Annotated in this window: 27 protein-coding genes and 1 pseudogene; 21 read left to right on the top strand and 7 right to left on the bottom strand. The window is 41.4% G+C overall.

Going from position 1 to position 24,656, the window contains the following annotated elements; all coding sequences use genetic code 11:
• Window positions 1–7 precede the first annotated feature (7 nt).
• Together rsmG and noc are read left to right on the top strand one after the other, a co-directional pair.
• Entirely contained in the window at window positions 8–727 is a 720-nt protein-coding gene (gene rsmG, locus NYE49_RS21055; protein ID WP_015250777.1) for a 16S rRNA (guanine(527)-N(7))-methyltransferase RsmG, read from the top strand.
• Between the two features lie 121 nt (window positions 728–848).
• The gene (noc, locus tag NYE49_RS21050) at window positions 849–1,700 is read left to right on the top strand and encodes a nucleoid occlusion protein (RefSeq protein WP_003226829.1); all 852 of its coding nucleotides are present in this window, start codon (window positions 849–851) and stop codon (window positions 1,698–1,700) included.
• 50 nt (window positions 1,701–1,750) lie between these two features.
• On the opposite strand, the gene NYE49_RS21045 is transcribed toward noc, so the two are convergent.
• On the bottom strand, window positions 1,751–2,191 hold the full coding sequence (locus NYE49_RS21045) for a PH domain-containing protein (protein ID WP_047183522.1): 441 nt from the start codon (window positions 2,189–2,191) through the stop codon (window positions 1,751–1,753).
• A gap of 247 nt (window positions 2,192–2,438) precedes the next feature.
• On the opposite strand from NYE49_RS21045, the gene soj reads away from it, so the two are divergent.
• Together soj and spo0J are read left to right on the top strand one after the other, a co-directional pair.
• Window positions 2,439–3,200, top strand: a complete 762-nt coding sequence (gene soj, locus NYE49_RS21040) for a sporulation initiation inhibitor protein Soj (protein WP_003219244.1) — start codon at window positions 2,439–2,441, stop codon at window positions 3,198–3,200.
• Window positions 3,193–4,041: a stage 0 sporulation protein Spo0J gene (spo0J, locus tag NYE49_RS21035; RefSeq protein WP_003226832.1), complete on the top strand. Its 849-nt coding sequence runs from the start codon at window positions 3,193–3,195 to the stop codon at window positions 4,039–4,041. The genes soj and spo0J overlap by 8 nt, the downstream gene beginning before the upstream one ends.
• 38 nt (window positions 4,042–4,079) lie before the next feature.
• Here the strand turns inward: spo0J and yyaC are convergent, their stop codons facing one another.
• Window positions 4,080–4,697, bottom strand: a complete 618-nt coding sequence (gene yyaC, locus NYE49_RS21030; RefSeq protein ID WP_047183521.1) for a spore protease YyaC — start codon at window positions 4,695–4,697, stop codon at window positions 4,080–4,082.
• Window positions 4,698–5,164: 467 nt separating this feature from the next.
• Here yyaC and NYE49_RS21025 point away from each other — a divergent pair, with 467 nt between their 5' ends.
• From NYE49_RS21025 to NYE49_RS20975, 11 genes are all read left to right on the top strand, one after another.
• Window positions 5,165–6,181, top strand: a complete 1,017-nt coding sequence (locus NYE49_RS21025; protein WP_080109064.1) for a hypothetical protein — start codon at window positions 5,165–5,167, stop codon at window positions 6,179–6,181.
• Between the two features lie 93 nt (window positions 6,182–6,274).
• Complete coding sequence (locus NYE49_RS21020) at window positions 6,275–6,481, top strand: DUF951 family protein (protein ID WP_003226838.1); 207 nt, start codon at window positions 6,275–6,277, stop codon at window positions 6,479–6,481.
• Window positions 6,482–6,531: 50 nt separating this feature from the next.
• The gene (locus NYE49_RS21015) at window positions 6,532–8,535 is read left to right on the top strand and encodes a molybdopterin-dependent oxidoreductase (RefSeq protein ID WP_047183520.1); all 2,004 of its coding nucleotides are present in this window, start codon (window positions 6,532–6,534) and stop codon (window positions 8,533–8,535) included.
• A 126-nt stretch (window positions 8,536–8,661) separates the two neighbouring features.
• Window positions 8,662–9,762, top strand: coding sequence for a redox-regulated ATPase YchF (gene ychF, locus NYE49_RS21010; RefSeq protein WP_015483981.1), 1,101 nt, complete (start codon window positions 8,662–8,664; stop codon window positions 9,760–9,762).
• Window positions 9,763–9,872: 110 nt separating this feature from the next.
• A complete protein-coding gene (rpsF, locus tag NYE49_RS21005; protein ID WP_003236622.1) occupies window positions 9,873–10,160 on the top strand; it encodes a 30S ribosomal protein S6 in 288 nt (95 codons plus the stop codon).
• A gap of 40 nt (window positions 10,161–10,200) precedes the next feature.
• Window positions 10,201–10,719, top strand: coding sequence for a single-stranded DNA-binding protein SsbA (ssbA, locus tag NYE49_RS21000; RefSeq protein WP_003219228.1), 519 nt, complete (start codon window positions 10,201–10,203; stop codon window positions 10,717–10,719).
• Window positions 10,720–10,762: 43 nt separating this feature from the next.
• Complete coding sequence (gene rpsR, locus NYE49_RS20995) at window positions 10,763–11,002, top strand: 30S ribosomal protein S18 (RefSeq protein WP_003219224.1); 240 nt, start codon at window positions 10,763–10,765, stop codon at window positions 11,000–11,002.
• Window positions 11,003–11,066: 64 nt separating this feature from the next.
• Window positions 11,067–11,825: an exodeoxyribonuclease III gene (gene xth / locus NYE49_RS20990; RefSeq protein ID WP_047183519.1), complete on the top strand. Its 759-nt coding sequence runs from the start codon at window positions 11,067–11,069 to the stop codon at window positions 11,823–11,825.
• A gap of 58 nt (window positions 11,826–11,883) precedes the next feature.
• Window positions 11,884–12,819 (top strand): transcriptional regulator CcpB, encoded by a 936-nt coding sequence (gene ccpB, locus NYE49_RS20985; protein ID WP_047183518.1) that lies wholly within the window; start codon window positions 11,884–11,886, stop codon window positions 12,817–12,819.
• A gap of 55 nt (window positions 12,820–12,874) precedes the next feature.
• A complete protein-coding gene (locus NYE49_RS20980) occupies window positions 12,875–13,255 on the top strand; it encodes a VOC family protein (RefSeq protein ID WP_015483980.1) in 381 nt (126 codons plus the stop codon).
• A 15-nt stretch (window positions 13,256–13,270) separates the two neighbouring features.
• Window positions 13,271–13,825 (top strand): sugar O-acetyltransferase, encoded by a 555-nt coding sequence (locus tag NYE49_RS20975; RefSeq protein WP_342410727.1) that lies wholly within the window; start codon window positions 13,271–13,273, stop codon window positions 13,823–13,825.
• Window positions 13,826–13,858: 33 nt separating this feature from the next.
• Here the strand turns inward: NYE49_RS20975 and NYE49_RS20970 are convergent, their stop codons facing one another.
• The gene (locus NYE49_RS20970) at window positions 13,859–15,214 is read right to left on the bottom strand and encodes an MFS transporter (RefSeq protein ID WP_015483979.1); all 1,356 of its coding nucleotides are present in this window, start codon (window positions 15,212–15,214) and stop codon (window positions 13,859–13,861) included.
• Between the two features lie 226 nt (window positions 15,215–15,440).
• Between NYE49_RS20970 and NYE49_RS20965 the strand changes: the two genes are divergently transcribed.
• The gene (locus tag NYE49_RS20965) at window positions 15,441–16,340 is read left to right on the top strand and encodes a type II CAAX endopeptidase family protein (RefSeq protein ID WP_342410726.1); all 900 of its coding nucleotides are present in this window, start codon (window positions 15,441–15,443) and stop codon (window positions 16,338–16,340) included.
• On the opposite strand, the gene NYE49_RS20960 is transcribed toward NYE49_RS20965, so the two are convergent.
• Together NYE49_RS20960 and fabF are read right to left on the bottom strand one after the other, a co-directional pair.
• Window positions 16,337–18,406, bottom strand: a complete 2,070-nt coding sequence (locus NYE49_RS20960) for a thioredoxin domain-containing protein (protein ID WP_047183515.1) — start codon at window positions 18,404–18,406, stop codon at window positions 16,337–16,339. The two genes, NYE49_RS20965 and NYE49_RS20960, sit on opposite strands and share 4 nt — an antisense overlap.
• A gap of 168 nt (window positions 18,407–18,574) precedes the next feature.
• Complete coding sequence (fabF, locus tag NYE49_RS20955; protein ID WP_047183514.1) at window positions 18,575–19,807, bottom strand: beta-ketoacyl-ACP synthase II; 1,233 nt, start codon at window positions 19,805–19,807, stop codon at window positions 18,575–18,577.
• A 103-nt stretch (window positions 19,808–19,910) separates the two neighbouring features.
• Here fabF and NYE49_RS20950 point away from each other — a divergent pair, with 103 nt between their 5' ends.
• From NYE49_RS20950 to arsC, 5 genes are all read left to right on the top strand, one after another.
• On the top strand, window positions 19,911–20,747 hold the full coding sequence (locus tag NYE49_RS20950; protein ID WP_047183513.1) for a helix-turn-helix transcriptional regulator: 837 nt from the start codon (window positions 19,911–19,913) through the stop codon (window positions 20,745–20,747).
• Between the two features lie 344 nt (window positions 20,748–21,091).
• Window positions 21,092–21,409, top strand: coding sequence for an arsenical resistance operon transcriptional regulator ArsR (gene arsR / locus NYE49_RS20945; protein WP_015385207.1), 318 nt, complete (start codon window positions 21,092–21,094; stop codon window positions 21,407–21,409).
• Between the two features lie 57 nt (window positions 21,410–21,466).
• Window positions 21,467–21,907, top strand: a complete 441-nt coding sequence (locus tag NYE49_RS20940; protein WP_047183512.1) for an ArsI/CadI family heavy metal resistance metalloenzyme — start codon at window positions 21,467–21,469, stop codon at window positions 21,905–21,907.
• A gap of 20 nt (window positions 21,908–21,927) precedes the next feature.
• Window positions 21,928–22,968, top strand: a complete 1,041-nt coding sequence (gene acr3, locus NYE49_RS20935; protein WP_047183511.1) for an arsenite efflux transporter Acr3 — start codon at window positions 21,928–21,930, stop codon at window positions 22,966–22,968.
• An 11-nt stretch (window positions 22,969–22,979) separates the two neighbouring features.
• On the top strand, window positions 22,980–23,399 hold the full coding sequence (gene arsC / locus NYE49_RS20930; RefSeq protein ID WP_015483976.1) for an arsenate reductase (thioredoxin): 420 nt from the start codon (window positions 22,980–22,982) through the stop codon (window positions 23,397–23,399).
• A 71-nt stretch (window positions 23,400–23,470) separates the two neighbouring features.
• Here arsC and NYE49_RS20925 read toward each other — a convergent pair.
• Window positions 23,471–23,641: pseudogene (locus tag NYE49_RS20925) on the bottom strand (DUF255 domain-containing protein); the annotation flags it as partial.
• Window positions 23,642–23,959: 318 nt separating this feature from the next.
• Window positions 23,960–24,526 (bottom strand): dihydrofolate reductase family protein, encoded by a 567-nt coding sequence (locus tag NYE49_RS20920; protein WP_015385202.1) that lies wholly within the window; start codon window positions 24,524–24,526, stop codon window positions 23,960–23,962.
• Window positions 24,527–24,656 lie beyond the last annotated feature (130 nt).

Genomic DNA, 24,656 nt, shown 5'->3' with positions numbered 1-24,656 from the left:
TGACGGCATGAATATTGAAGAATTCACTTCTGGTTTGGCGGAAAAAGGGATCTCCCTTTCTCCCCGTCAGCTGGAGCAATTTGAGCTGTATTACGACATGCTGGTTGAATGGAACGAAAAAATCAATCTGACTTCAATAACAGAGAAAAAAGAAGTGTATTTAAAGCATTTTTATGATTCCATTACAGCTGCTTTTTATGTCGACTTCAATCAGGTGAACACGATTTGTGATGTTGGAGCGGGAGCGGGTTTTCCAAGTCTGCCGATAAAAATATGCTTTCCGCACCTCAATGTCACAATCGTGGATTCACTGAATAAACGGATCACGTTTTTAGAAAAGTTATCTGAGGCTTTGCAATTGGAGAATACAACATTCTGCCATGACAGAGCTGAAACGTTCGGGCAACGGAAAGATGTGCGTGAAAGCTATGATATTGTGACGGCGCGAGCAGTTGCGAGATTATCTGTTTTGAGTGAGCTTTGCTTGCCTCTGGTGAAGAAAAACGGTTTATTTGTTGCTTTAAAAGCCGCATCAGCTGAAGAAGAACTGAATGCAGGCAAAAAAGCAATCACGACGCTTGGAGGAGAACTTGAGAATATCCATTCTTTTAAGCTGCCTATTGAAGAAAGCGATCGTAATATTATGGTGATACGCAAAATAAAAAATACACCTAAGAAGTATCCAAGAAAACCGGGAACTCCTAATAAATCGCCAATTGAAGGGTAATTTAGACAGCCTGATATGACAATACCATCATATTTTCATCAAAATTGATGGATGTACAGCAGGAAAAACCATGAGAAAATAGAATTATAAAAATGGCAGTTTTTAAAGGTGGTGTAGGTACATGAAGCATTCATTCTCTCGTTTCTTCGGGCTTGGTGAGAAGGAACAGGAGCCGGAGATTGCTGAACATGATACAAACAAAGAAGAGATTCTGGAAATACCGGTAAATGCTATCGTTCCCAACCGTTTTCAGCCACGCACCATTTTCTCAGATGAAAAAATCAAAGAGTTAGCAATGACCATTCATACACACGGCATTATTCAGCCGATTGTTGTTAGGCATACAGAAGAAGAAGGCCAATACGAACTCATTGCAGGTGAAAGACGCTGGAGAGCGGTGCAATCGCTTGAGTGGGAAAAGATTCCGGCAATTATTAAGGATTTTTCCGACACGGAAACCGCTTCTGTGGCGTTAATCGAAAACTTGCAGCGGGAAGAACTGTCTTCTATTGAGGAAGCGCATGCTTATGCTAGGCTGCTTGAGCTGCATGATTTGACACAGGAGGCACTCGCACAGCGCTTAGGAAAAGGGCAGTCTACAATCGCGAATAAGCTTCGGTTATTAAAGCTGCCTCAGCCGGTCCAAGAGGCGATTATGGAGAAGAAAATCACCGAGCGCCATGCCAGAGCACTGATTCCGCTGAAACAGCCTGAGCTCCAAGTCACACTGCTCACAGAGATTATTGAGAAAAGTTTAAATGTAAAGCAGACGGAAGACCGCGTGGTGAAAATGCTGGAGCAAGGCCAGAGAAAGCCAAAGCCGAGACGCAAAGCATTCAGCAGAGATACAAGAATTGCGATGAACACGATTCGCCAGTCACTATCAATGGTGGAAGACAGCGGTGTAAAATTGAATACGGAAGAAGAAGAATTTGAAGAATATATTCAATTAACGATCCGCATACCAAAATAGAAGCTCTCCTGAAAAGCAGGAGAGCTTTTTATATTTTTAATAAAAGGTAATCAATTACTTTTAGTGAATATTATTATATTATAATTCTTTTCTTTGAGCTTGTGGATAAACTCTTCAGATTTTTGCGGTGAAATCACTGCATGTCCCCATCCCCCCTGATAATATATCGTGATGGCATGGCGAGAGCCGATCAGACGAAAACCTGACCACAGCTTCTTTTTTTGAACCACTTTTTCGATTTTTTCGTAAGGAATTTGATGTTTGATCAGTCCGGCTTTAATGATCAGGTGGTGCTCCTTCAATACATATTTCAGGTCAATAAAGCTCCAAATGATGAGTCCATTTAAAAGAGTCAGCAGAATAAAAATGATCCAGCCGGAAACTCTCATATTTCCCAGCACAAAAGGAACAATGGCATCTGCTTGTATCAGTAATATGAGAAACACAATCATCAGCGTAACGGGTACATCTCTCTTCGTTTGATAAATCATTTTCTCACCATCCTGTTTCCACGTTCTGTACTGTGACTTCTTCTTTTTTTCTTTAAGAAATTCCTTTTTTAAGTCAAAAAAACATAGAAATTGCAGAATTTATAAGAGAAAGCATAAAGCGTGCTTGAATTTTCAATTATTTCCCTTCTGATTCGGAACAAAATGATGAAAAAAATGAAACGCTTTAATCTTTTTTTGATAGAATAGAAGCAAGATAGTACATGTTCATGTGAAAGTAGGTGACATCGTGGGAAAAATCATAGCAATTACGAACCAAAAAGGCGGGGTCGGCAAAACAACGACGTCTGTCAACCTTGGGGCATGTTTGGCTTACATAGGGAAAAGGGTTCTGCTGGTAGATATTGATCCGCAGGGAAATGCGACAAGCGGATTAGGGATTGAAAAAGCCGATGTAGAGCAGTGTGTGTACGATATTTTAGTAGATGATGCAGATGTAATAGATATTATTAAAGCAACGACAGTAGAGAACTTGGATGTGATTCCTGCGACGATTCAGCTTGCTGGGGCTGAGATCGAGCTGGTTCCTACAATATCAAGAGAAGTGAGATTGAAGAGAGCGCTTGAAGCAGTAAAGCAAAATTATGATTATATTATCATTGATTGTCCGCCGTCATTGGGCTTGCTGACGATTAATGCCCTTACTGCCTCGGATTCCGTTGTGATTCCTGTACAGTGCGAATATTATGCCTTGGAGGGTCTCAGCCAATTATTAAATACAGTACGTCTTGTGCAAAAGCATTTGAATACTGATTTAATGATTGAAGGTGTATTGCTGACAATGCTTGATGCACGGACAAACCTTGGCATTCAAGTGATTGAAGAGGTTAAAAAGTATTTTAGGGATAAAGTATATAAGACAGTTATTCCGCGTAATGTCCGTCTGAGTGAGGCACCGAGTCACGGAAAACCCATCATTTTATACGATCCGCGGTCAAGAGGTGCGGAAGTATATTTAGATTTAGCAAAGGAAGTGGCTGCGAATGGCTAAAGGCCTTGGAAAAGGGATTAATGCGTTATTTAATCAGGTGGATTTGTCTGAAGAGACAGTTGAAGAAATTAAAATTGCCGATTTACGCCCTAATCCTTATCAGCCAAGAAAACACTTTGATGACGAGGCATTAGCTGAACTAAAAGAATCTGTGCTGCAGCATGGCATTCTTCAGCCGCTTATCGTCAGAAAATCTTTAAAAGGCTATGATATTGTTGCGGGTGAACGGCGTTTTCGAGCGGCAAAGCTGGCAGGTTTAGATACAGTGCCGGCCATTGTCCGTGAATTATCAGAGGCGTTAATGAGGGAAATTGCTTTATTAGAAAACCTTCAGCGTGAAGATTTATCTCCGCTTGAAGAGGCTCAGGCATATGACTCCTTGCTGAAACACTTAGATCTCACGCAAGAACAGCTTGCCAAACGTCTTGGGAAAAGCAGACCGCATATTGCGAATCATTTAAGACTGCTGACACTGCCAGAAAATATTCAGCAGCTTATTGCCGAAGGTACGCTTTCTATGGGACATGGACGCACGCTTCTTGGCTTAAAAAACAAAAACAAGCTTGAACCGCTTGTACAAAAAGTCATTGCGGAGCAGCTTAATGTTCGCCAGCTTGAGCAGCTGATTCAGCAGTTAAATCAAAATGTTCCACGTGAAACAAAGAAAAAAGAACCTGTGAAAGACGCGGTTCTAAAAGAACGGGAATCCTATCTCCAAAATTATTTTGGAACAACAGTTAATATTAAAAGACAGAAGAAAAAAGGCAAAATCGAAATTGAATTTTTCTCTAATGAAGACCTTGATCGGATTTTAGAGCTTTTGTCTGAACGAGAATCATAAATGAAAAAACCATCTTTCAAACGAAGATGGTTTTTGTTTTATATGCGCCCAGTGAGCCTTTGCAGCGGGTTAATGCGTTCTTGCCTCCACTCTGTCCGATCTGTTAAACTCAAACCTTCCGCTAGAACATTTGCCATATTCATGACCAAGTTGAGTCTAGTGTTTTGCAATACAAAATATTCCATGAAACCGCTCACATTCACGATTCCGTTAATATGAAGATCTCCCACTTCAGGAAGGTCTTTTTGTACACCGGCTCCGGGCTTTAATGGCCCGTCCCCGATTTGAAATGAACCCACACTCTTAACGCGGCCTAAGCATGCATCGACTGCTATAACAAATGGGTTTTTATGTAATTTATGAATGTCATTGATTTTATCCTTCATGTTCACAGCATGGACGGGGTTAGATAAGGTTCCGTAGACATGGAATCTGGTGAGCTGCATCTGTTTGAGTTTCATTCCTACGAGCGGGCCTAATGAGTCACCGGTTGAACGGTCTGTTCCGATACAAACCACGACAATTGGTTTGCCGGCAGCTTTACGTAAGGATGAAGAAAGGATGGTTTGGATTTGTTTTGCCGCTGCAGCATCTGTATGTGAAACATATTGCTTTACTCGTTCCTGAGAGGAAAAAAGCCCGCCTTTTCGATTCATGGGTTTCACTTCCTTGTTATAGTAGGTAACGGAATTGCTATGGTGTGTGTGTAGTTATGTAAGGTTGTTTACAGTATATCCAGCAGTATGATTTTTTATGCTTTGTGTATGGCACCGGAGATTTTAAAAAAAGTAGAGGGCATGATATGAATGGTTAGTGGGTGAATTACAAGTATTGTCCCCCACTGCCTCGATCATGATCAAGCAATGGTCTGCTTATGAAACACTTGAATAGGTAGGAATGGTTAGAAAAAAGTGAAGAGTGAAGTTCACTTCTTCATTCCGCGCGGACAAACAAATAAATATCTCTTTTTAGACTGCCTCCATTAGCAGTCTTTTTTTATGTGTATTTCGTATGATAATTCCACCTTGTATTTAAATGTCTATGAAAATATGGCATGTTTGCTTTCTTTTATTTATATAGTAACAATAACGGGAACAAGCTGAACTTTGTCTATGAGGTGATAGTGTTGTGGAGAGCCGGAATGAAGTGGATGCTGCTCATATTAGGGAGCCTGATCGGGGCCGGATATGCGAGCGGTCAGGAGATATGGCAGTTTTTTGGGGCGGAAAGCGGACTTGCTATTGTGCTGTTTACAATCATGTTCATTTTCTCGTCTTATATTGTGATGAAAATCAGTTTTAAGGTTCAATCCACTCATTTTCTGCCGGTTCTGGAGCATTTAATGGGGCCATGGCTGGCGAAAATTTATGATGTCCTCATCATTTTTTATTTGTTTTCGACGACTATGGTGATGATTGCCGGAGGCGGTGTGACCCTGCAAATGTACAAGCTTCCTTTCTGGTGGGGAATCGCGCTGATTTGCATCGTGACAGTGTGTTTGTTTTTGTGGGATGTGAAAGGAATATTATCTATAAATAGTATTTTGATTCCTGTGTTAGTAGCGGGGCTTTTATATGCGTTGATCTCCTTTCAGAGCACACATCACCATACGTGGACGATTGATTTGTCCCAGCAGTATAACTGGCCTGCGAGCATTACGTTTACCTCTTTAAACATCCTTTCAGTTGTTGCGATTTTATCCTCTGTTGGGAAAGAGATGAAAGGGCTCGGAGAAGCAAAAATCGCAAGTGTGGCAAGCGGTCTTATTTTTGGCGTGATCTCATTTGTTTATAATGAAACGTTGGTGGAGCTGGCGGGCTCCCTTTCTCAGTTTGAAATACCGCTGTTTGCCGTTCTGGAGGGTGCGCCTTATTTCCTTTTTTTATGTATGACGGCGGTGCTGTGCCTGGCGATTTACACGACGACGGTAGCTGGTTTGCTGGGGCTGTCCAGCCGGCTGATGGCGTTTATTCATATGCCTAGATGGATGATTGTGTTGATTTTGTTAGTGTTAATGGTACCTTTTACTTCTTTCGGATTTTCTGATTTGATCGCGTTCTTGTATCCGATATATGGGATGCTCAATTTGTATTTGTTAGTTTGTCTGCTCTTATATCCTATTTTGAGTAAATGGAAATAAGAGGATAGATTTCTTTTCGGGTATCTTGATTGCTCTTATGATCAGTTTTTTTGTACAATAGATACAGCAGTTTAGGAAAAGAGGTGAAGGGTCTTGGCGGATAAAGACTTTGGCCTGAATGATATCGTAGAAATGAAAAAACCGCATCCATGCGGAGCGAACAGCTGGAAAATTATACGCATGGGAATGGATATTCGAATTAAGTGTGAGGGATGCTCTCACAGTGTTATGATTCCGAGAAGAGAATTTGAAAGAAAACTAAAAAAAGTACTAGTCAAGCATGAGGAGCCTACTTCATAAATAGGCCGACACTCATGCTTTTTCATATAGAAGGTAAGGAGAAGACGGCGATGAGCAAAGTGCATCAGTCGGCATGTCCGCTGAATTGTTGGGACAGCTGCGGCTTTTTGGTGACTGTTGAAGACGGAAAGGTAACAAAAGTGGACGGAGATCCAAACCATCCGATTACGGAAGGCAAAATCTGCGGCCGCGGCAGAATGCTTGAGACAAAAACAAACTCGCCTGATCGGCTTCGCTATCCAATGAAAAAACAAAATGGCGAGTTTGTGCGGATTTCTTGGGAGCAGGCACTTGATGAAATTGCCGAGAAACTTCGGGAAATCAAGGAAACGTCGGAGACGACTGCTGTTTTGCACAGCCATGATTATGCGAATAACGGTCTGTTAAAAGCGCTTGATCAGCGTTTTTTTAATGGATATGGCGGCGTGACTGAAATCGTCGGAAGCATATGCTGGGGCTCCGGAATCGAGGCGCAAAGCTGGGATTTTGGCCGTTCGTACGGGCACGGCCCGCTTGATATTTACAACAGCAAGCATGTTGTTGTGTGGGGAAGAAATGTATCAAGAACAAATATGCACTTATACCATCACTTGCAGCAGGTGAAAAAGAAGGGCGCCACGATTACAGTGATTGATCCGATCTTCAATCCGACTGCTAAGCTTGCCGATCGCTATATCTCTGTAAAGCCTGGAATGGACGGCTGGCTTGCGGCAGCCGCTTTGAAGGTTCTGATTGAGACGGGAAGAACGGATGAAACGTTTATTTCTGAGCATTCTGTCGGTTTTGACGATGTGAAAGAGCTTTTGAAGACCGTTTCTCTGGAAGAGTTTATTGTGAAAACAGAAACTTCTATGGAGGAGCTGGAGTATTTGGCCGGTTTGTATGCTGATGGTCCGGTGTCTACTTTTATGGGGCTTGGCATGCAGCGATATAAAAACGGTGGGGGAACGATTCGTTGGATTGATGCACTTGTTGCGGCAAGCGGAAATGTCGGAATTAAGGGCGGCGGCGCGAATTTCGGAAATGTCCAGATTGGTGAGAGCTTTGCAAAAACAAAGCTGACGCTGCCGGAATTAAAAACAACATCCCGTTCTTTTTCAATGATGACGCAGGCTGAAGAAGTGTTGACCGCTGCTGATCCTGCGATTGAGATGATTATTGTGACGTGCGGAAATCCGCTGACTCAGGTGCCGAATACAAATAAGGTGAGACAAGCTTTTGAAAAGGTTCCAATGACGGTCGCGATTGATTCCATTATGACGGATACCGCAAAGCTGTGTGATTATGTTTTGCCGACTGCCACTGTTTTTGAAGAAGAAGATATCTACTATTCCAGTATGTATCATCATTATGTTCAGTACGGGAAGAAGCTTGTGGAGCCGCAGGGTGAAGCGAAGTCGGACAGCTGGATCTGGTCAGAGCTTGCAAAACGTCTTGGGTTTGGCGAGCTGTTTGAATACAGCACTCAAGAATTTTTAGAGATGGGGCTTTCTTCATTGGAAGCAGAGGATGTGACACTTGAGCGTTTAAAAGAAAAAGGCCACCTCCCTCTTCCAGTAAAACAGGTGCCGTGGAATGATTATCAGTTTTTGACGCCGAGTGGAAAATTTGAATTTACTTCGTCGCTAGCTGAGCAAAAAGGATTTAGCGGCTCGCTTCAATTAAATGTGCCCGAAGAATCTGTTTTCCATAATGAGGAGTTAGCTGGAAAGTACCCTTATACGCTCTTATCCATTCATCCGCAGCGTTCCAATCATTCACAGCATGTGCCGTTTATTGAAAAGCTTCAGCACGTTCAGGTCGATATTTCTCCAGATATAGCGGCTGAGCAGGATCTTCAGGATGGAGACGAAGTTGTTATCTTTAATGACCGCGGACGCTTGAAGGGCAAGGTGAAAGTGATGAAGCAGGCTCATGCGAAGACGATTAATATAGATGAAGGCATGTGGGCGGCTTTTGGAGGGTCAGTCAATGCACTGACAAATGATACAAATTCTGATAATGGAATGGGAAGTACGCTTTTTGACTGTTTAGTAGGCTTGAAAAAAGCATAATCAAAGGGATTGGCAGGCTGAAAATGCTTTTTTGTCAGCTTGTCTTTTCCAGTGAACCTCCTTATAATTGCTCTAGGTTCAAAATACGTTCATACAATGACGGTTTTATATAGAGGAGATGAAAGAATGGCTTTAACAGCTGGAATTGTTGGTTTGCCGAACGTCGGAAAATCAACACTATTTAACGCAATTACACAGGCCGGTGCCGAATCAGCCAACTACCCGTTCTGTACAATTGATCCGAACGTGGGAATTGTAGAGGTGCCGGATGATCGTCTGCAAAAGCTGACTGAGCTGGTCAACCCGAAGAAGACTGTGCCGACTGCTTTTGAATTCACTGATATTGCAGGGATTGTAAAGGGCGCATCTAAAGGAGAAGGACTCGGCAACAAGTTCCTATCTCATATTCGCCAAGTTGACGCGATTTGCCACGTTGTCCGTGCTTTTTCCGATGACAACATTACACACGTTTCCGGAAAGGTTGATCCGATTGATGACATTGAAACGATCAACCTTGAGCTGATCCTCGCTGATATGGAAACGGTTGAAAAGCGGATTACACGCGTCAGCAAGCTTGCGAAGCAAAAAGATAAAGACGCTGTATTTGAGTTTGAGATTTTATCTAAACTGAAAGAAGCGTTTGAGAGTGAAAAGCCTGCTCGATCTGTAGAATTCACTGAAGAGCAGCAAAAGCTTGTGAAGCAGCTCCATTTACTGACTTCGAAGCCTATTTTGTACGTGGCCAACGTAAGTGAAGATGAAGTTGCTGATCCATCTGGCAATGAAAATGTAGCGAAGATTCGCGAGTACGCTGCCGGCGAAAACGCAGAAGTTATCGTTGTTTGTGCAAAAATCGAATCTGAAATCGCTGAGCTTGAAGGCGAAGAAAAGCAAATGTTCTTGGAAGAGCTGGGCATTCAAGAATCAGGTCTTGATCAGCTGATCAAAGCGTCTTACTCTCTTCTCGGCCTCGCAACATATTTCACAGCCGGAGAACAGGAAGTCAGAGCTTGGACATTCAAAAAAGGCATGAAAGCCCCTGAGTGTGCAGGAATTATTCATAGTGACTTTGAGCGGGGTTTCATTCGTGCTGAGACAGTTGCTTATGAGGATCTTCTTGCGGGCGGCGGCATGGCAGGAGCTAAAGAGGCAGGAAAAGTCCGTCTTGAAGGAAAAGAGTATGTGGTTAAAGACGGAGATGTTATTCATTTCCGATTTAATGTATAGGATGCAGTTGTAAAGGGACAAGAGCTTTGGTATAATATAAAATTGTGAGTAATAGAATTATTGCTCCTTGCCCATTATGGGCCGCTTAGTCCAAAAGGAGGTGCAAACAGATGAGAAAGTACGAAGTTATGTACATTATCCGCCCAAACATTGACGATGAGTCTAAAAAAGCAGTTATCGAGCGTTTCAACAACGTTCTGACTTCTAACGGTGCGGAGATCACTGGAACAAAGGATTGGGGTAAACGTCGTCTTGCTTACGAAATCAACGATTTCCGCGACGGTTTCTACCAAATCGTAAACGTTCAATCTGACGCTGCGGCAGTTCAAGAATTTGACCGTCTAGCTAAGATCAGTGACGATATCATTCGCCACATTGTTGTTAAAGAAGAAGAATAAGCAATTTTGAAATATATAATGGTAAAAGGTGGTCTTTCTTATGCTTAACCGAGTTGTATTAGTCGGAAGACTGACAAAAGACCCAGAGCTTCGTTATACGCCAAACGGTGCGGCTGTTGCTACGTTTACTCTTGCTGTGAATCGTACATTTACGAACCAGTCCGGAGAACGTGAGGCCGATTTCATTAATTGTGTCACTTGGAGAAGACAAGCCGAAAACGTTGCAAACTTCTTGAAAAAAGGAAGCCTTGCAGGCGTAGATGGCCGTTTACAAACAAGAAACTATGAAAACCAGCAAGGACAGCGTGTCTTCGTGACAGAGGTCCAAGCTGAAAGTGTTCAATTTCTTGAGCCGAAAAACGGCGGCGGTTCTGGTTCAGGTGGATACAACGAAGGAAACAGCGGCGGAGGCCAGTACTTTGGCGGAGGCCAAAATGATAATCCATTTGGGGGAAATCAAAACAACCAGAGACGCAATCAGGGGAACAGCTTTAATGATGACCCATTTGCCAACGACGGCAAACCGATTGACATCTCGGATGATGATCTTCCATTCTAATGTGATTATCGCCTAAAATGAAAAAGAAAGGAGGGAAATGACAATGGCAGGAGGACGCAGAGGCGGTCGTGCGAAACGCCGTAAAGTGTGTTATTTCACTTCTAACGGTATCACGCACATCGACTACAAAGATGTAGATCTTCTTAAAAAGTTTGTTTCTGAGCGCGGTAAAATTTTACCACGTCGTGTAACTGGAACAAACGCTAAATACCAACGTAAATTGACTGCAGCGATCAAACGCGCACGTCAAATGGCTTTACTTCCATACGTAAGCGGTGAGTAAGCTGATGCGTAAAGAGCAAGGACCTTCGGGTTCTTGCTCTTTTTTATAGGGGGGAGGATGAAACATGAAGTTGATTTCATGGAATGTAAACGGCCTGCGGGCTGTGATGAGAAAAATGGATTTCCTCTCTTATTTGAAAGAAGAGGATGCAGATATTATATGTCTTCAGGAAACGAAGATACAGGACGGCCAGGTTGATCTCCAGCCTGAAGGCTATCATGTGTACTGGAATTATGCAGTGAAAAAAGGATATTCCGGCACAGCTGTTTTTTCTAAGCAAGAACCGCTGCAGGTCATCTACGGTATCGGAGTAGAAGAGCATGACCAAGAAGGCAGAGTGATTACGCTGGAATTTGAAAACGTGTTTGTGATGACTGTTTACACGCCCAATTCCAGAAGGGGATTAGAGCGGATTGATTACCGCATGCAATGGGAAGAGGCTTTATTGTCTTATATTCTTGAATTGGATCAGAAAAAACCAGTGATTTTATGCGGTGATTTGAATGTAGCTCATCAGGAGATTGATTTGAAAAATCCAAAGGCGAACCGGAATAACGCTGGATTTTCAGATCAAGAAAGAGGGGCATTCACTCGTTTCTTAGAAGCTGGCTTTGTTGACTCTTTCCGTCATGTTTATCCTGATCTTGAAGGCGCTTATTCCTGGTGGTCGTATCGTGCCGGCGCCCGGGACAGAAATATCGGATGGCGGATTGATTATTTTGTTGTTTCTGAAAGCCTTAAGGAACAGATTGAAGATGCCAGTATATCAGCGGACGTCAAGGGTTCCGACCATTGTCCTGTTGAACTTATCATCAATATATGATGAGATAGCAGTAAGGATTTTACACTTACTGCTTTTTTTATATGAAAAGGAGAAAGAGATGGCAAATATAAAAGAGATCGCAAGACTGGCAAATGTATCTGTTTCGACTGTCTCGCGTGTATTGAATCATCATCCGTATGTATCTGAAGAAAAGAGAAAGCTTGTTCATCAAGTCATGAAGGAATTGGATTATACACCAAATCGAACCGCAATCGATCTCATTCGCGGGAAAACCCATACAGTCGGTGTGATTCTGCCTTATAGCGATCATCCCTGCTTTGATAAAATCGTTAACGGAATCACCAAGGCGGCTTTTCAGCATGAGTATGCAACGACCCTTCTCCCCACCAATTATAACCCCGATATTGAAATCAAATATTTAGAGTTGTTAAGAACGAAGAAAATAGACGGTCTCATCATTACTTCACGCGCCAATCATTGGGACAGCATTTTAGCTTATCAGGAATATGGGCCGTTCATCGCTTGTGAGGATACCGGAGACATTGATGTCCCTTGTGCTTTTAATGACAGAAAAGCTGCTTATGCAGAGAGCTTTCGCTATTTAAAGAGCCGCGGGCATGAGAATATTGCTTTTACGTGTGTCAGAGAAGCTGATAGGAGCCCGAGCACGGCTGATAAAGCTGCGTCCTATAAAGCTGTCTGCGGAAGGTTGGAAGACCGCCATATGCTGTCCGGATGCAACGATATGAATGATGGTGAGCTGGCAGCCGAACATTTTTATATGAGCGGGCGGGTTCCGACTGCTATTTATGCAAATAGTGATGAAGTGGCAGCTGGAATTCATCTATTTGCCAAAAAGAATAATTGGGATGTTGAAATCATAGGCGAGGGGAATACTTCTATCAGCCGTGTTCTTGGTTTTCCGTCGCTTGATTTGAACCTTGAGCAGCTCGGCATCGCAGCATTTTCTCTATTTTTGCAGGATGAACACGCTGATATCAAAATTCAGCATAAATTTAAGAAAAAAGCTTGAACTGAAATGCATTTCATACCTTATAACTTCATTGAAGGCGAAGGAGGAGGAAGAAATGCAGATTGAACATACAGCGGTCTGGGTCAATGATTTAGAGCGAATGAAATCTTTTTATGAAACGTATTTTAATGGCGAAGCGAATGATTTGTATCATAATGAGAAAAAAGATTTTAAGTCTTATTTTATTACGTTTGATTCCGGAGCAAGGCTGGAAATTATGAAAAAAGGGAATGTGACCGATCCGCCCTCACAAACAATGATAGGCTGGGCACATATTGCCTTTTCCGTTGGGAGCCGGGAGAAAGTTGACGAACTGACTAATCGATTGAAGGCGGATGGTTTCGCAGTAGTAAACGGCCCGAGGACAACAGGAGACGGCTACTATGAAAGTGTGATTGAGGATGATGAAGGAAATTTGATCGAGATTACAATCTGACATGGAGTGACTTAAATGCTGAGGACAGAAAAAGAAAAAATGGCAGCCGGAGAATTATACAATCCGGAAGATCAGCAACTATTACTAGAACGCAAGCATGCGAGACAGCTGATTAGACAATATAACGAAACACCGGAAGATGATGCAGTGCGGACGGAGTTTTTGAAGGAGCTGCTCGGTTCGGTTGGGGATCAAGTCACGATTTTGCCGATATTCCGCTGTGATTATGGCTATCACATTCATATCGGAGATCATACATTTGTTAATTTTGACTGTGTCATTTTAGATGTGTGTGAGGTGCGTATCGGCCGTCATTGTTTGATTGCGCCAGGTGTACATATCTACACGGCCGGTCATCCTCTTGATCCGATCGAAAGGAAATCCGGGAAGGAGTTCGGTAAGCCTGTGACAATTGGAGATCAAGTTTGGATTGGAGGCCGGGCGGTGATTAACCCTGGAGTGACAATCGGTGATAACGCGGTGATTGCTTCTGGATCTGTTGTCACCAAGGATGTACCCGCTAATAGTGTTGTAGGCGGAAACCCCGCGAGGATTTTGAAGCAATTGTAATGAGATCAGTGCGGCAGATCCGCACTGACTTTTTTAAATCTGTTTCGCATTCGTATTAGGACCGAAGAAGATTAACAGCAAGGAGCATGCGAGCCAGCAGCCCCCAATAAATAAGAAGACGCTGATATAGCCGAGCTGAACGGCAATAAATCCGACAAGCAATGAGCCAAAAATGTTTGAAAAACGGCCAAGACCATAGGCTAAACCGCTGCCAGACGAGCGGTATTCAGTCGGATAAGGTTCAGATGTATAGGCATATAAGTTCGAGGTAAAGACCCGTTCTGTGATATTCACGATAAAACCAAATACAATGATCATGATGGGAATAAAAGTCATACCATATAAGAGCCCGGCGATGGCCGTCAGAAACGCACTCGCAGCTAAAATCCATTTTCTTTGAAATCTTTCAGAAATCATGGAGCCGAGCAGTGCGCCAAGCGGAGCGCCGACGGAATGCAATACGTTATACCACAATGTATTTTCCATGGTGACGCCATTGCTTTTTAGCAGGCTTGGAACCCATGAGGCAAATCCGTAAAATCCAAACGTTTCAAAAATCCATACAGCAGATAATATGATGGTGATTTTGAGGTTTCTGCCTTTCAATAAGCCTGCGTAACCTGCATGCTTCTTAACAGTTTCGCTTACTTTAGGCTGGGATGCTGCCGGAAGCGGGCCTTTGTCCTTTTCAACCTGTGCCTCAATTCGGTTGAGGATCGCATCGGCTTTCGCATATTCCCCGCGATTTTCGTGCCAGCGAGGCGACTCTTCCAACCGTCGAATAAAGAAAAAATAAATAAGGCCGACGGCACCCCATACAAATACTAGCCTCCATCCCCATGAACCAAGAGGAATGACAAAGGCAGACACAATGTTGGTGATCGGAACCCCGATCAATCCAATCATGGCACAAAAAGAAATATACTTTCCACGAACACTTGAAGGGAAAAATTCCGCCAAATAGCTATTCGTAATGACCATGGCGGCTGCAACGCCAAATCCGGTGAGAAAACGGAATGTCATTAAAGATGGAATGTCCCATGCCGCAGCATTGCATAGCGATGCGATTGAGAAAACAAAGACAAATAGATTTAAGGCTTTTTTGCGGCCGATTCGATCGGACAGCCGTCCGCCCAGTGAAGCGCCTAAAAACATGCCTAAAAACGAAGCAGCCGTTACGTTAGCAATAGTTGAAAGCGGGATGCCCCAATGCTCGATCAGTGCCGGCGCTACATTGCTGAGGGTAAATAAATCTGCGAGATCAAAGAAATAAACAATGCCGAGAGCGGTTAACACTTGGAAATGAACGCGTGAAATCGGAAGGCGGTCTAAACGATTCGCTGCGTTTGAGAAAGGATGTGTATTCTTTTGTTTGAAGATCGTATTCATAAAAAACCCCCTTTTGAGTAGTAAGAAAAGACTGAAAATTTTCCTCTTGGGACTATTATAAGTATCTTGGTTCATTGGCAACAGAGTTCAAATCACTAGATGGAAGAACTAAATTCACACTTTATATTTTCATTTTGCTTAAAAGATTTCCAAAACAGTAGATTCATAGACCAATTTATGCAAATATATAGTAATATTCTCATTGAAAGGAAGAGACATAGAAGGAATGAATTCATTTATCCGTCCTATAGAAGGAAACAATACGTTGTGGAGATATTTTTTCGCTTTTTTGGTGATGGTAGGGTTATCTGTATTCGGGAATATAGCTTACCTTTTCGCTATACTGTTCACGGTTATTGTGAATCCCAATATCACGTTTGATTTGGATGAAGCTGTGCTGAGTGATCCCCTCGTAGATCTTTATTTGTCCCATGTGATTTATTTATTCGCCATTCCGGGAGTTTGGCTGGCTGTGCGCTTTATTTTGAAGCGGCCTTTCCGAACTGTGATTACACCAAATTCAAAGATGAATTGGCGGAGAATTTCCTTTGGTTTTATTGCTTATTTCTTGCTGATGATCGCCGTACAATTGATTGATTTTGTGATTCATCCAGACAATTATTCAATGCAAGCCTTTGATGCATCACGATTTATCTGGCTGCTAGCGGCTGCCCTCATTTTGGTTCCGATTCAGACATCAGCTGAGGAACTGTTTTTCAGGGGATTTTTGCTTCAAGCTTTCGGGAGATTGACGAAAAATCCTCTAATCTTGACACTGATTGTCGGAGGATTGTTTGGCGTATTGCATTTTGCGAATCCAGAAATGAACAACGGTGCTGTCTGGGCAGGAATTGAGTATTTAACATTTGGTTTTGTGTGGACCTATTACACGATTAAAACAGGAAGCATCGAAATATCACTTGGCGCCCATGCCGCGAATAATATGTTTTTGTGTATGTTTATTACAGAAAAAAACAGTGTGTATGGAGGAATTCCTTCTCTCTTTACGGTTACGCGGGGGAACCCGATGTGGGAGGCTTTCTTTACGATAGCGGTCAATCTTGTGTTTGCGGGGATCGCTTTATGGTACCATAAGAAATCAAAAAATAAGCAGCAAGGGTCTTAATCCCTGCTGCTTATTAACGTGTGGATCGCTTCTTCAATATTTGTTGTCGGCTGCTGGCAGGCAAAGTTTTCACAAATATACACGGTTGTTTTGCCATCTATGATCCGGTAGTCTGCCGCGAATGGCGCAATGTCTTTGCATTGATCAGGATGCTCTGCTACCAGAATGGAGTCGTTAGGCTTAAAGGCTTTTTGGAGCTCTGTTATGATTTGTTTTCTGGCTGGATCGTCTGCGCTGCCAAAAATAACGATTTCTTTCTTAGGCATCAGATGTCTTAACACACTTTGCATAAAGAAAGCATGGCCGCTCGGATACGCGTCGATGTCTGGCTTGAACACGGAAAACATCGTTTCTGCTTTTTCAATTAGTGATAAGTCGCCTGTGACTTGCCCGAGACGCAGCAGCTGAACAGCTGCCACACTGTTTCCGGAAGGCACGGCGCCGTCGTACACTTCTTTTTCCCGTACGATTAAGGCTTCTGCATCGTGTCCGGTGAAGTAGAATCCGCCATGCTCATCATCCCAAAATAAGCCGATCATATCGTCTGCCAGTTTCTTCGCTTTTTGTAAATAAGATAGATCAAACGAAGCTTCATAGAGATCCAGATAAGCCCATAGGAGAAAAGCGTAATCGTCGATAAAGCCTTTGTTTTTCACTTCGCCATCACGATATCGGACCATCACACGGCCGTCGATGATTAATTTGTTTTCAATAAATGTGATGGCGTCTTTCGCTAGGCTGAGATATTTCGGCTCCTGGTATACCTTTGCCGCTTTCGCAAGACCCGCGATCATCAGCGCGTTCCATGAGGTCAGCACTTTATCATCGATATGCGGATAGGTTCTTTCCTCGCGTGTCTTCAAGAGCTGCTGTCTTGCGTCTTCGAGTTTGAGACTGAGCTCTTTTTCGGTTAACCCGGCATCCTCTTTGATTTGTTCCCACTTTGTGTGAATGAGGTTAGGAATATTTTTGCCTTCAAAGTTTCCTTCTTCAGTGATGTCATACACTTGGCAATACAGCGTTCCGAGATCGTCCCCGAGCGTTTTCAGAATCTCTTCCTTTGACCACACGTAGTACTTTCCTTCTTCTCCTTCTGTATCCGCGTCTAAAGCAGAGAAAAAGCTTCCGTCTTCATGAGTCATTTCCCTCTGAATGAACGTAATGATCTGCTCACAAATCTCTTTATAGCGGCTGTTTTGCGTGACCTGATAGGCTTCTGTATAAGCAGTCAGCAGCAGCGCATTGTCGTACAGCATTTTTTCAAAGTGGGGAACGAGCCACTCGTCATCGGTCGAATAGCGGGCGAACCCATAGCCGATATGATCGTAAATGCCGCCATTCGCCATGCTGTCCAGCGTTTTCGTCACGTTGTATAAAGCGTTCTCCTGCCCCGTATTGTGATGATAACGAAGCAAATACATCAGCATATGGGGCATCGGAAATTTCGGTGCCTGCCCGAAACCGCCGTAGATCGTATCAAACCCGCTGGCAAGCTGCTGGAATGTCCGGTGAATCGCTGACTCGCTAAGGCCTTCGCCTGATTTGGCGGCTGTTTTGGTCTGCAAATGTTTAGCGGCGTTCTCCGCAATATCCTCGACATGCTCGCGTTCGTTCGCAAACGTCTCAGACAGATGCTCAAGCACATCAACAAAACCGGGACGATTGAATTTGCTCGTCTTTGGAAAATATGTACCCGCGTAAAACGGCTTTTGATCAGGCGTGATAAACACATTCAGCGGCCAGCCGCCCTGCCCGGTCATCAGCTGGCAGATTCTCATATAAACAGAATCCACATCCGGCCGCTCTTCCCGGTCGACTTTAATCGCTACAAACCGTTCATTGAGAAGACGCGCGATTTCTTCGTCTTCAAAGCTTTCGTGGGCCATAACATGGCACCAATGGCAAGTCGAATAACCGATGCTGACCAGAACCGGCTTGTTTTCGCGTTTTGCTTTTTCGAAGGCTTCATCTCCCCACGGGAACCAGTCCACAGGGTTGTGGGCGTGTTGGAGTAAATATGGGGACTTCTCAGCGATTAATCTATTGGGTTTATTGTTAGTGGGCATGGGATCACCTTCTTTCTATGTTTTTTTAAGTATTCTCTTTCCTCTATTTAATATACCAGAAGTTAAGGCTCGTCATCATTTGTCTGTGAGGTATTCCATAATGAAAACCAAGGGCTATAAACCCTTGATAGATCCATTATTTCACCTTTGAACTATAAAGATGGGTCTTCAATCGTAATTCTTTAACAAGATTGCTGAATTATGTCCGCCGAAACCAAAAGAATTTGAAAGCCCATATTTCAATGGAAGGTGTCTCGCTTCTGATACAACATCTAAGTTGCAATCTGGATCTTGCTTCTCTATATTAATAGTTGGCGGAATCATTCCTCGTCTCAAACTTTCCACTAAAGCAATTGCTTCTACTCCGCCAGCAGCACCAAGCATGTGCCCAGTCATTGACTTGTTTGCAGTTGTTGGAATTTCACGTGAATGTTCACCAAATAATTTCTTAATAGCTAGAACTTCTGAACGATCACCTACTTGTGTACTTGTTGCATGAGCACTAATAACATCAATTTCACCTGTTGATATATTTGCACTTCTCAATGCTTTTTTCATGGCTAAGTAGGCACCCTTACCTTCTGGGTGTGATGCTACCATATGATGAGCATCTGAACTAGCTCCGTACCCCACTACTTCACATAATATCGGCGCATCTCTAAGAATAGCGTTTTCTAATGATTCTAATACTAAGATACCTGCGCCTTCACTCATAACAAAGCCATCTCTATCTGTATCGAATGGTCGGCTGGCTCGACTTGGCTCTTGGTTTCTTGTAGATAATGCATGGGCGTTTCCAAAACTAGCCAAAGATAACTGTGTGATTGCAGCTTCTGCTCCACCGGCAAATATAATATCTGCTTCATCATTTCGGATAGCATTAAAAGCTTCACCAATAGAGGTGTTCCCGATTGAACAGGCTGTGACTGGTGATAATGATGGTCCTTGTGCTCCTAATTTTATGCTTATTTGAGCTGCAGCTGCATTTGAAATCATCATTGGTACAAGGCTAGGGCTTACTCTCGCGGGACCTCGTTTATTTAATACATTCACATTATCAACAAGCGATTGTATGCCTCCGATTCCTGAACCAACATATACCCCTAAACGTTCAAGATCAACATTATCTAACTGTAATTGTGAATGTTCTAATGCTTGTTCGGCTGCTGCTAAGGCAAACTGACTAAAACGATCTAATCGTTTTGCTTCTTTTCTCCCCAATATTTCATCTGCATCGAAATCACGAACGATTCCAGCTATCTTTGTTTTATAATCAGCAGTATCAAAAGAATCAATTAGAGATATTCCCGAGTGTCCTTTAACTAGTTGATTCCAAAAGCTATTCACATCATTTCCTAGAGGAGAAATAACTCCCATTCCAGTAATGACAACTCTTTTCATGATAATTCCCTCCTTGTTTTTATTAACTTTAGCTATTGTGTTATCCTATTACAAGTTGTTGTTTATCCTAGTATAATTAATACTATTTTAAAGGGAGATCTTAATGAAACCTGAAACAAGACTTCAAGCTTTATCGGAATTTTTAAAGAACCAACGTTCGAAAATTACTCCCCAAATGGTTGGTTTACCTGTAGGAACCCGCAGAAGAACACCGGGACTAAGAAGAGAAGAAGTGGCTCAACTAGCCGGTGTAAGTCTTACTTGGTATACATGGTTAGAACAAGGAAGAGATATAAAAGTATCTACTTCGGTATTAGATGCTATTTCTCGAGCATTACAATTAAATAACGATGAAAGGAGATATTTGTATGCTCTAGCGTTAGAGGAAGGGGTGAAACAACCCTTTATAAATGAGAAAGAGAAGGAAATCAGTCCGGCTTTAGTAAAAATTTTGCAGGAACTTCGTTATTGCCCAACGATTATATCAGATAGAAGAAGTCAGATTGTTGGGTGGAATCAAGCAGCAGCTAATGTATTTTTGGATTTTGAACAAATCAATCCGGCAGAAAGGAATATAATACGCTTACTATTCGCAAGAAAGGAATTTAAAAGTTTAGCAGTGAATTGGGAGCATTTTGTTAGAGGATATATCGCAATATTTAGAACGTATTATGGACAGTATGTGGCTGATGACTGGTATGAGCAATTTATACAAGAAATGGAACAGGCATATCCTGAGTTCCGTAAAATTTGGAATGAAAATGAGATTAGCTCTGCTCCTGAAGTATTAATTGAGTTTCGTCATGCTAAGGCAGGTAAAATGTTGTTTAATCTGACTTCATTACAAGTGCATGGGGATACTGATTTAAGATGCAGCGTCTATACTCCAGTTGAGAATACTGAAACTGAGCTTAAGTTAAAACGGTTAATTGAAGGCTAGCTATCGTTTGGAGAGTAGAAGTTATTCAAGTAATACTTCCTTTACTTTGTTTAGACTGTAAATAAAAAACAACTAGTATATAGTTCCCATTCGTTTATTGTATTTGGATGAAGTTGTTGTGTGCGTCTAATATTTGAAAGATCCTATGCCACCAAAAACAAGTTATAACCCTGTTGTAGTAGTGATGGAGAAAATATTAAAAATAGAAAACCTCTATCTGGTTACACAAGCTTTTAGTGGGTTTTATAATTAATCAAAAAAAATCGATTTATTTGCTTGCATTTATTTAAAATCATGAGTATTATAAATACATCAAAAAAAATTGATTAAAGAAGGCGATATGAATGGTTGAGACGAAATCAGAACTACTTCAGAAATATGAACAAAAATTTAAGGCTCTTGCTGATCAGAAACGATTAGAGATCATGTATGAACTTTGTCAAAGGGGAAAAACCTGTGTTTGTGATCTGACTGAGATTTTTGAGGTGACACAATCTAAACTTTCTTATCATCTTAAAATTTTATTAGATGCCAACTTAATAACGAAAGAGACAAAGGGAACATGGAGCTATTATGATTTAAATGATGAGGAAGTAAATAGTTTATTATCAGAAGAGCTTTGTTGTGTATTTAGAAAAAAAGGTGAAGGAGATTGCTGCTAAAAATTTTTAGTCATTAAATCAAATTTTTTTGATTAATATATAAGAGGGGGAATTAAAATGAAATATGTTCATGTAGGGATAAATGTTGTCAGTTTGGAGAAATCGATCAATTTTTATGAAAAAGTTTTTGGAGTAAAGGCTGTAAAAGTAAAAACAGACTATGCAAAGTTTTTATTAGAGACTCCTGGACTGAACTTCACTTTAAATGTCGTAGATGAGGTGAAGGGAAATCAAGTGAATCATTTTGGATTCCAAGTAGATAGTTTGGAAGAAGTTTTGAAACACAAGGAAAGGCTTGAAAAAGAAGGTTTTTTTGCACGTGAAGAAATGGATACGACTTGTTGTTATGCAGTCCAAGATAAATTTTGGATTACTGATCCAGGTGGAAACGAGTGGGAGTTTTTCTATACCAAATCGAACAGCGAGATTCAAAAACAAGATTCCTCCTCTTGTTGTGTAACACCTCCAAGCGATAGTAAAACGAACTCTTGCTGTTAATAAAAAGGTGAGGATAAGTAATGAAACGTTTATCATTTTTAGACCGTTATTTAACCATCTGGATTTTTCTTGCGATGGCATTGGGGATAGGATTAGGTTTTATATTTCCGGGCTTTGTTGGCGGATTAAACAAATTACAAGTTGGAACTACATCTATCCCTTTAGCAATTGGATTAATATTAATGATGTATCCTCCACTAGCAAAGGTTCGCTATGAAGAAATCGGCCGGGTATTTAAAGATATTAAAGTATTAATTTTGTCTTTAGTGCAAAACTGGATCATTGGTCCGACTCTCATGTTTATTTTGGCTATCATCTTTTTGCCAGATAAACCGGAGTATATGATTGGACTTATTATGATTGGATTGGCTCGCTGTATTGCGATGGTTATTGTGTGGAATGACTTATCAAAAGGTGATACAGAATACGCGGCAGGATTAGTTGCTTTCAACTCAATTTTCCAAATGCTTTTTTTCTCAGTTTATGCTTACATTTTTGTAACAGTTATTCCGCAATGGTTAGAGATGGAAGGAGCAGTAGTGAATATTACGATGGCAGAAGTTGCAAAATCAGTATTCATTTACCTTGGAGTTCCTTTTATTGCAGGAATGGTGACACGTTATATTTTTGTAAAAGTGAAGGGGAAAGAATGGTATGAAAAAGTGTTCATTCCTAAAATTAGTCCAATTACGTTAATTGCTTTGCTATTTACAATTATCATCATGTTTTCCTTAAAAGGTGATGTAATTGTTAGCTTGCCGTTAGATGTTGTTCGAGTTGCGATTCCATTATTGATTTACTTTGTTTTAATGTTCTTTGTTTCCTTCTTTTTAGGAAAGAAAATCGGGGCAAACTACGCTGTAACCACTACTTTAGCTTTTACAGCAGGAAGCAATAACTTTGAATTAGCGATTGCTGTAGCTGTTGGTGTGTTTGGAATTCATTCGGGTGCAGCATTTGCCGCCGTAATTGGTCCGCTTGTAGAAGTGCCGGTCATGATAGCACTTGTTAAGGTTGCTTTATGGTTTCAACGAAAATACTTTCGAAGTCACTCGATGTAGAGGTGGAATATATGGAGAATAAAATTATTTACTTTTTATGTACAGGGAACTCTTGCCGAAGCCAAATGGCTGAAGGATGGGCTAAACAATATTTAGGTGATGAGTGGAAAGTATATAGCGCGGGGATAGAGGCACATGGATTAAATCCGAATGCTGTTAAAGCGATGAAAGAAGTTGGTATAGATATCTCTAATCAAACGTCAGATATCATCGACTCTGATATTCTGAACAATGCTGATTTAGTTGTTACGCTTTGTGGTGATGCTGCTGATAAATGCCCGATCACGCCTCCACATGTAAAACGTGAGCATTGGGGGTTTGATGATCCAGCAAAAGCACAAGGGACAGAAGAAGAAAAATGGGCGTTTTTCCAAAGGGTTCGTGATGAAATAGGGGATAGGTTGAAGGAATTTGCAGAAACAGGGAAATAAACTCTTTTGTTAAAGGATGCATATTTATATGTGTCCTTTTTTTATTAATGTGTAGCTATACGAACTTGGCACCAATGGCAAGTCGAATAACCGAAGCTGACCAGAACCGGCTTGTTTTCGCGTTTTGCTTTTTCGAAGGCTTCTTCTCCCCACGGGAACCAGTCCACAGGGTTGTGAGCATGTTGAAGGAGATATGGTGACTTCTCAGCGATTAATCTATTGGGTTTACTGTTAGTGGGCATGGATCACCTTCTTTCATTTGTTTTAATTACATTTAGGTACCACAATAATTATAAATAAATACAAGCTTAGCCGATTTACTTAAAAGAGGGAGAAGGAAAATAATATAATGTTTAATTATGTTAATGAAGGAAGGCACCGTCCTTTTCAGTTTTCTTTTATTACAGGAGAATGGATATTTTTTTTAGCTCTGTTAAATTTGATGTTGATAATTCCATAGTATTAAGGGGAACCCATTATTTATGGACGCCCCTTTAGTTCATAAGAAAAATTACTGTCGAGTGTTACCTAACAATATATACTTTGGACTGAAAGATTTTTTAGCCATTCCAATGATAAACGATTTGCACAACGCCAGAGGAAAATGTTCTTGTATTCAGCATTTTTAAATTTAACCTTTGTTTTAAATCAATAAACAACGGTTTTCCTTCTCCCAAAACAACAGGGTGAATAGATAATCTAAATTCATCAACAAGCCCCAAATTTATAAAAGTTGTAATGAGACTCGCTCCACCATATAGCCAGATGTCTTTACCAGGCTTTTTCTTTAATTTATTTACTTCTTCAAGAATATTATCATTTATAAATATTGCTTGATTATCAATCTCATGTTGTGTTCTGGAAAAAACATATTTCTTTTTACTATGAATTAATTTCCAAATTTCCTTTTCCGTATCAGGGTCTTCTTTTTTGGGGATATACTGTCCCCATAAATCGTAGCTTTTTCTACCATATAAAATAGTATCAATTTGATTTAAGAAATCAGTAAACCCCATATCAGGGTCCATAATACACCAATCAACTTCTCCATTTTTCCCTTCAATAAAACCATCTAGAGTAACTGCTAAATCTAAAATGATTCTTCTCTGTTTTAAGTTATTTGTCATAACTATTCATCCTTTTACATAAGAAGTTGGTAGAAATTCTTCTTCCACTCACACACCAGATGGATTAAGTTGCGTTTGTGGACAGAGTGAAGAACAATATCCTAAAATGAAAGTGCCCACTACTCTTTGC

Origin of the sequence: Bacillus sp. FSL L8-0358, from assembly GCF_038593095.1 — a bacterium.
Lineage (GTDB): Bacteria > Bacillota > Bacilli > Bacillales > Bacillaceae > Bacillus > Bacillus subtilis.
The sequence above is the reverse complement of the archived record's forward strand: the minus strand, read 5'-3'. Positions and strand labels throughout refer to the sequence as shown.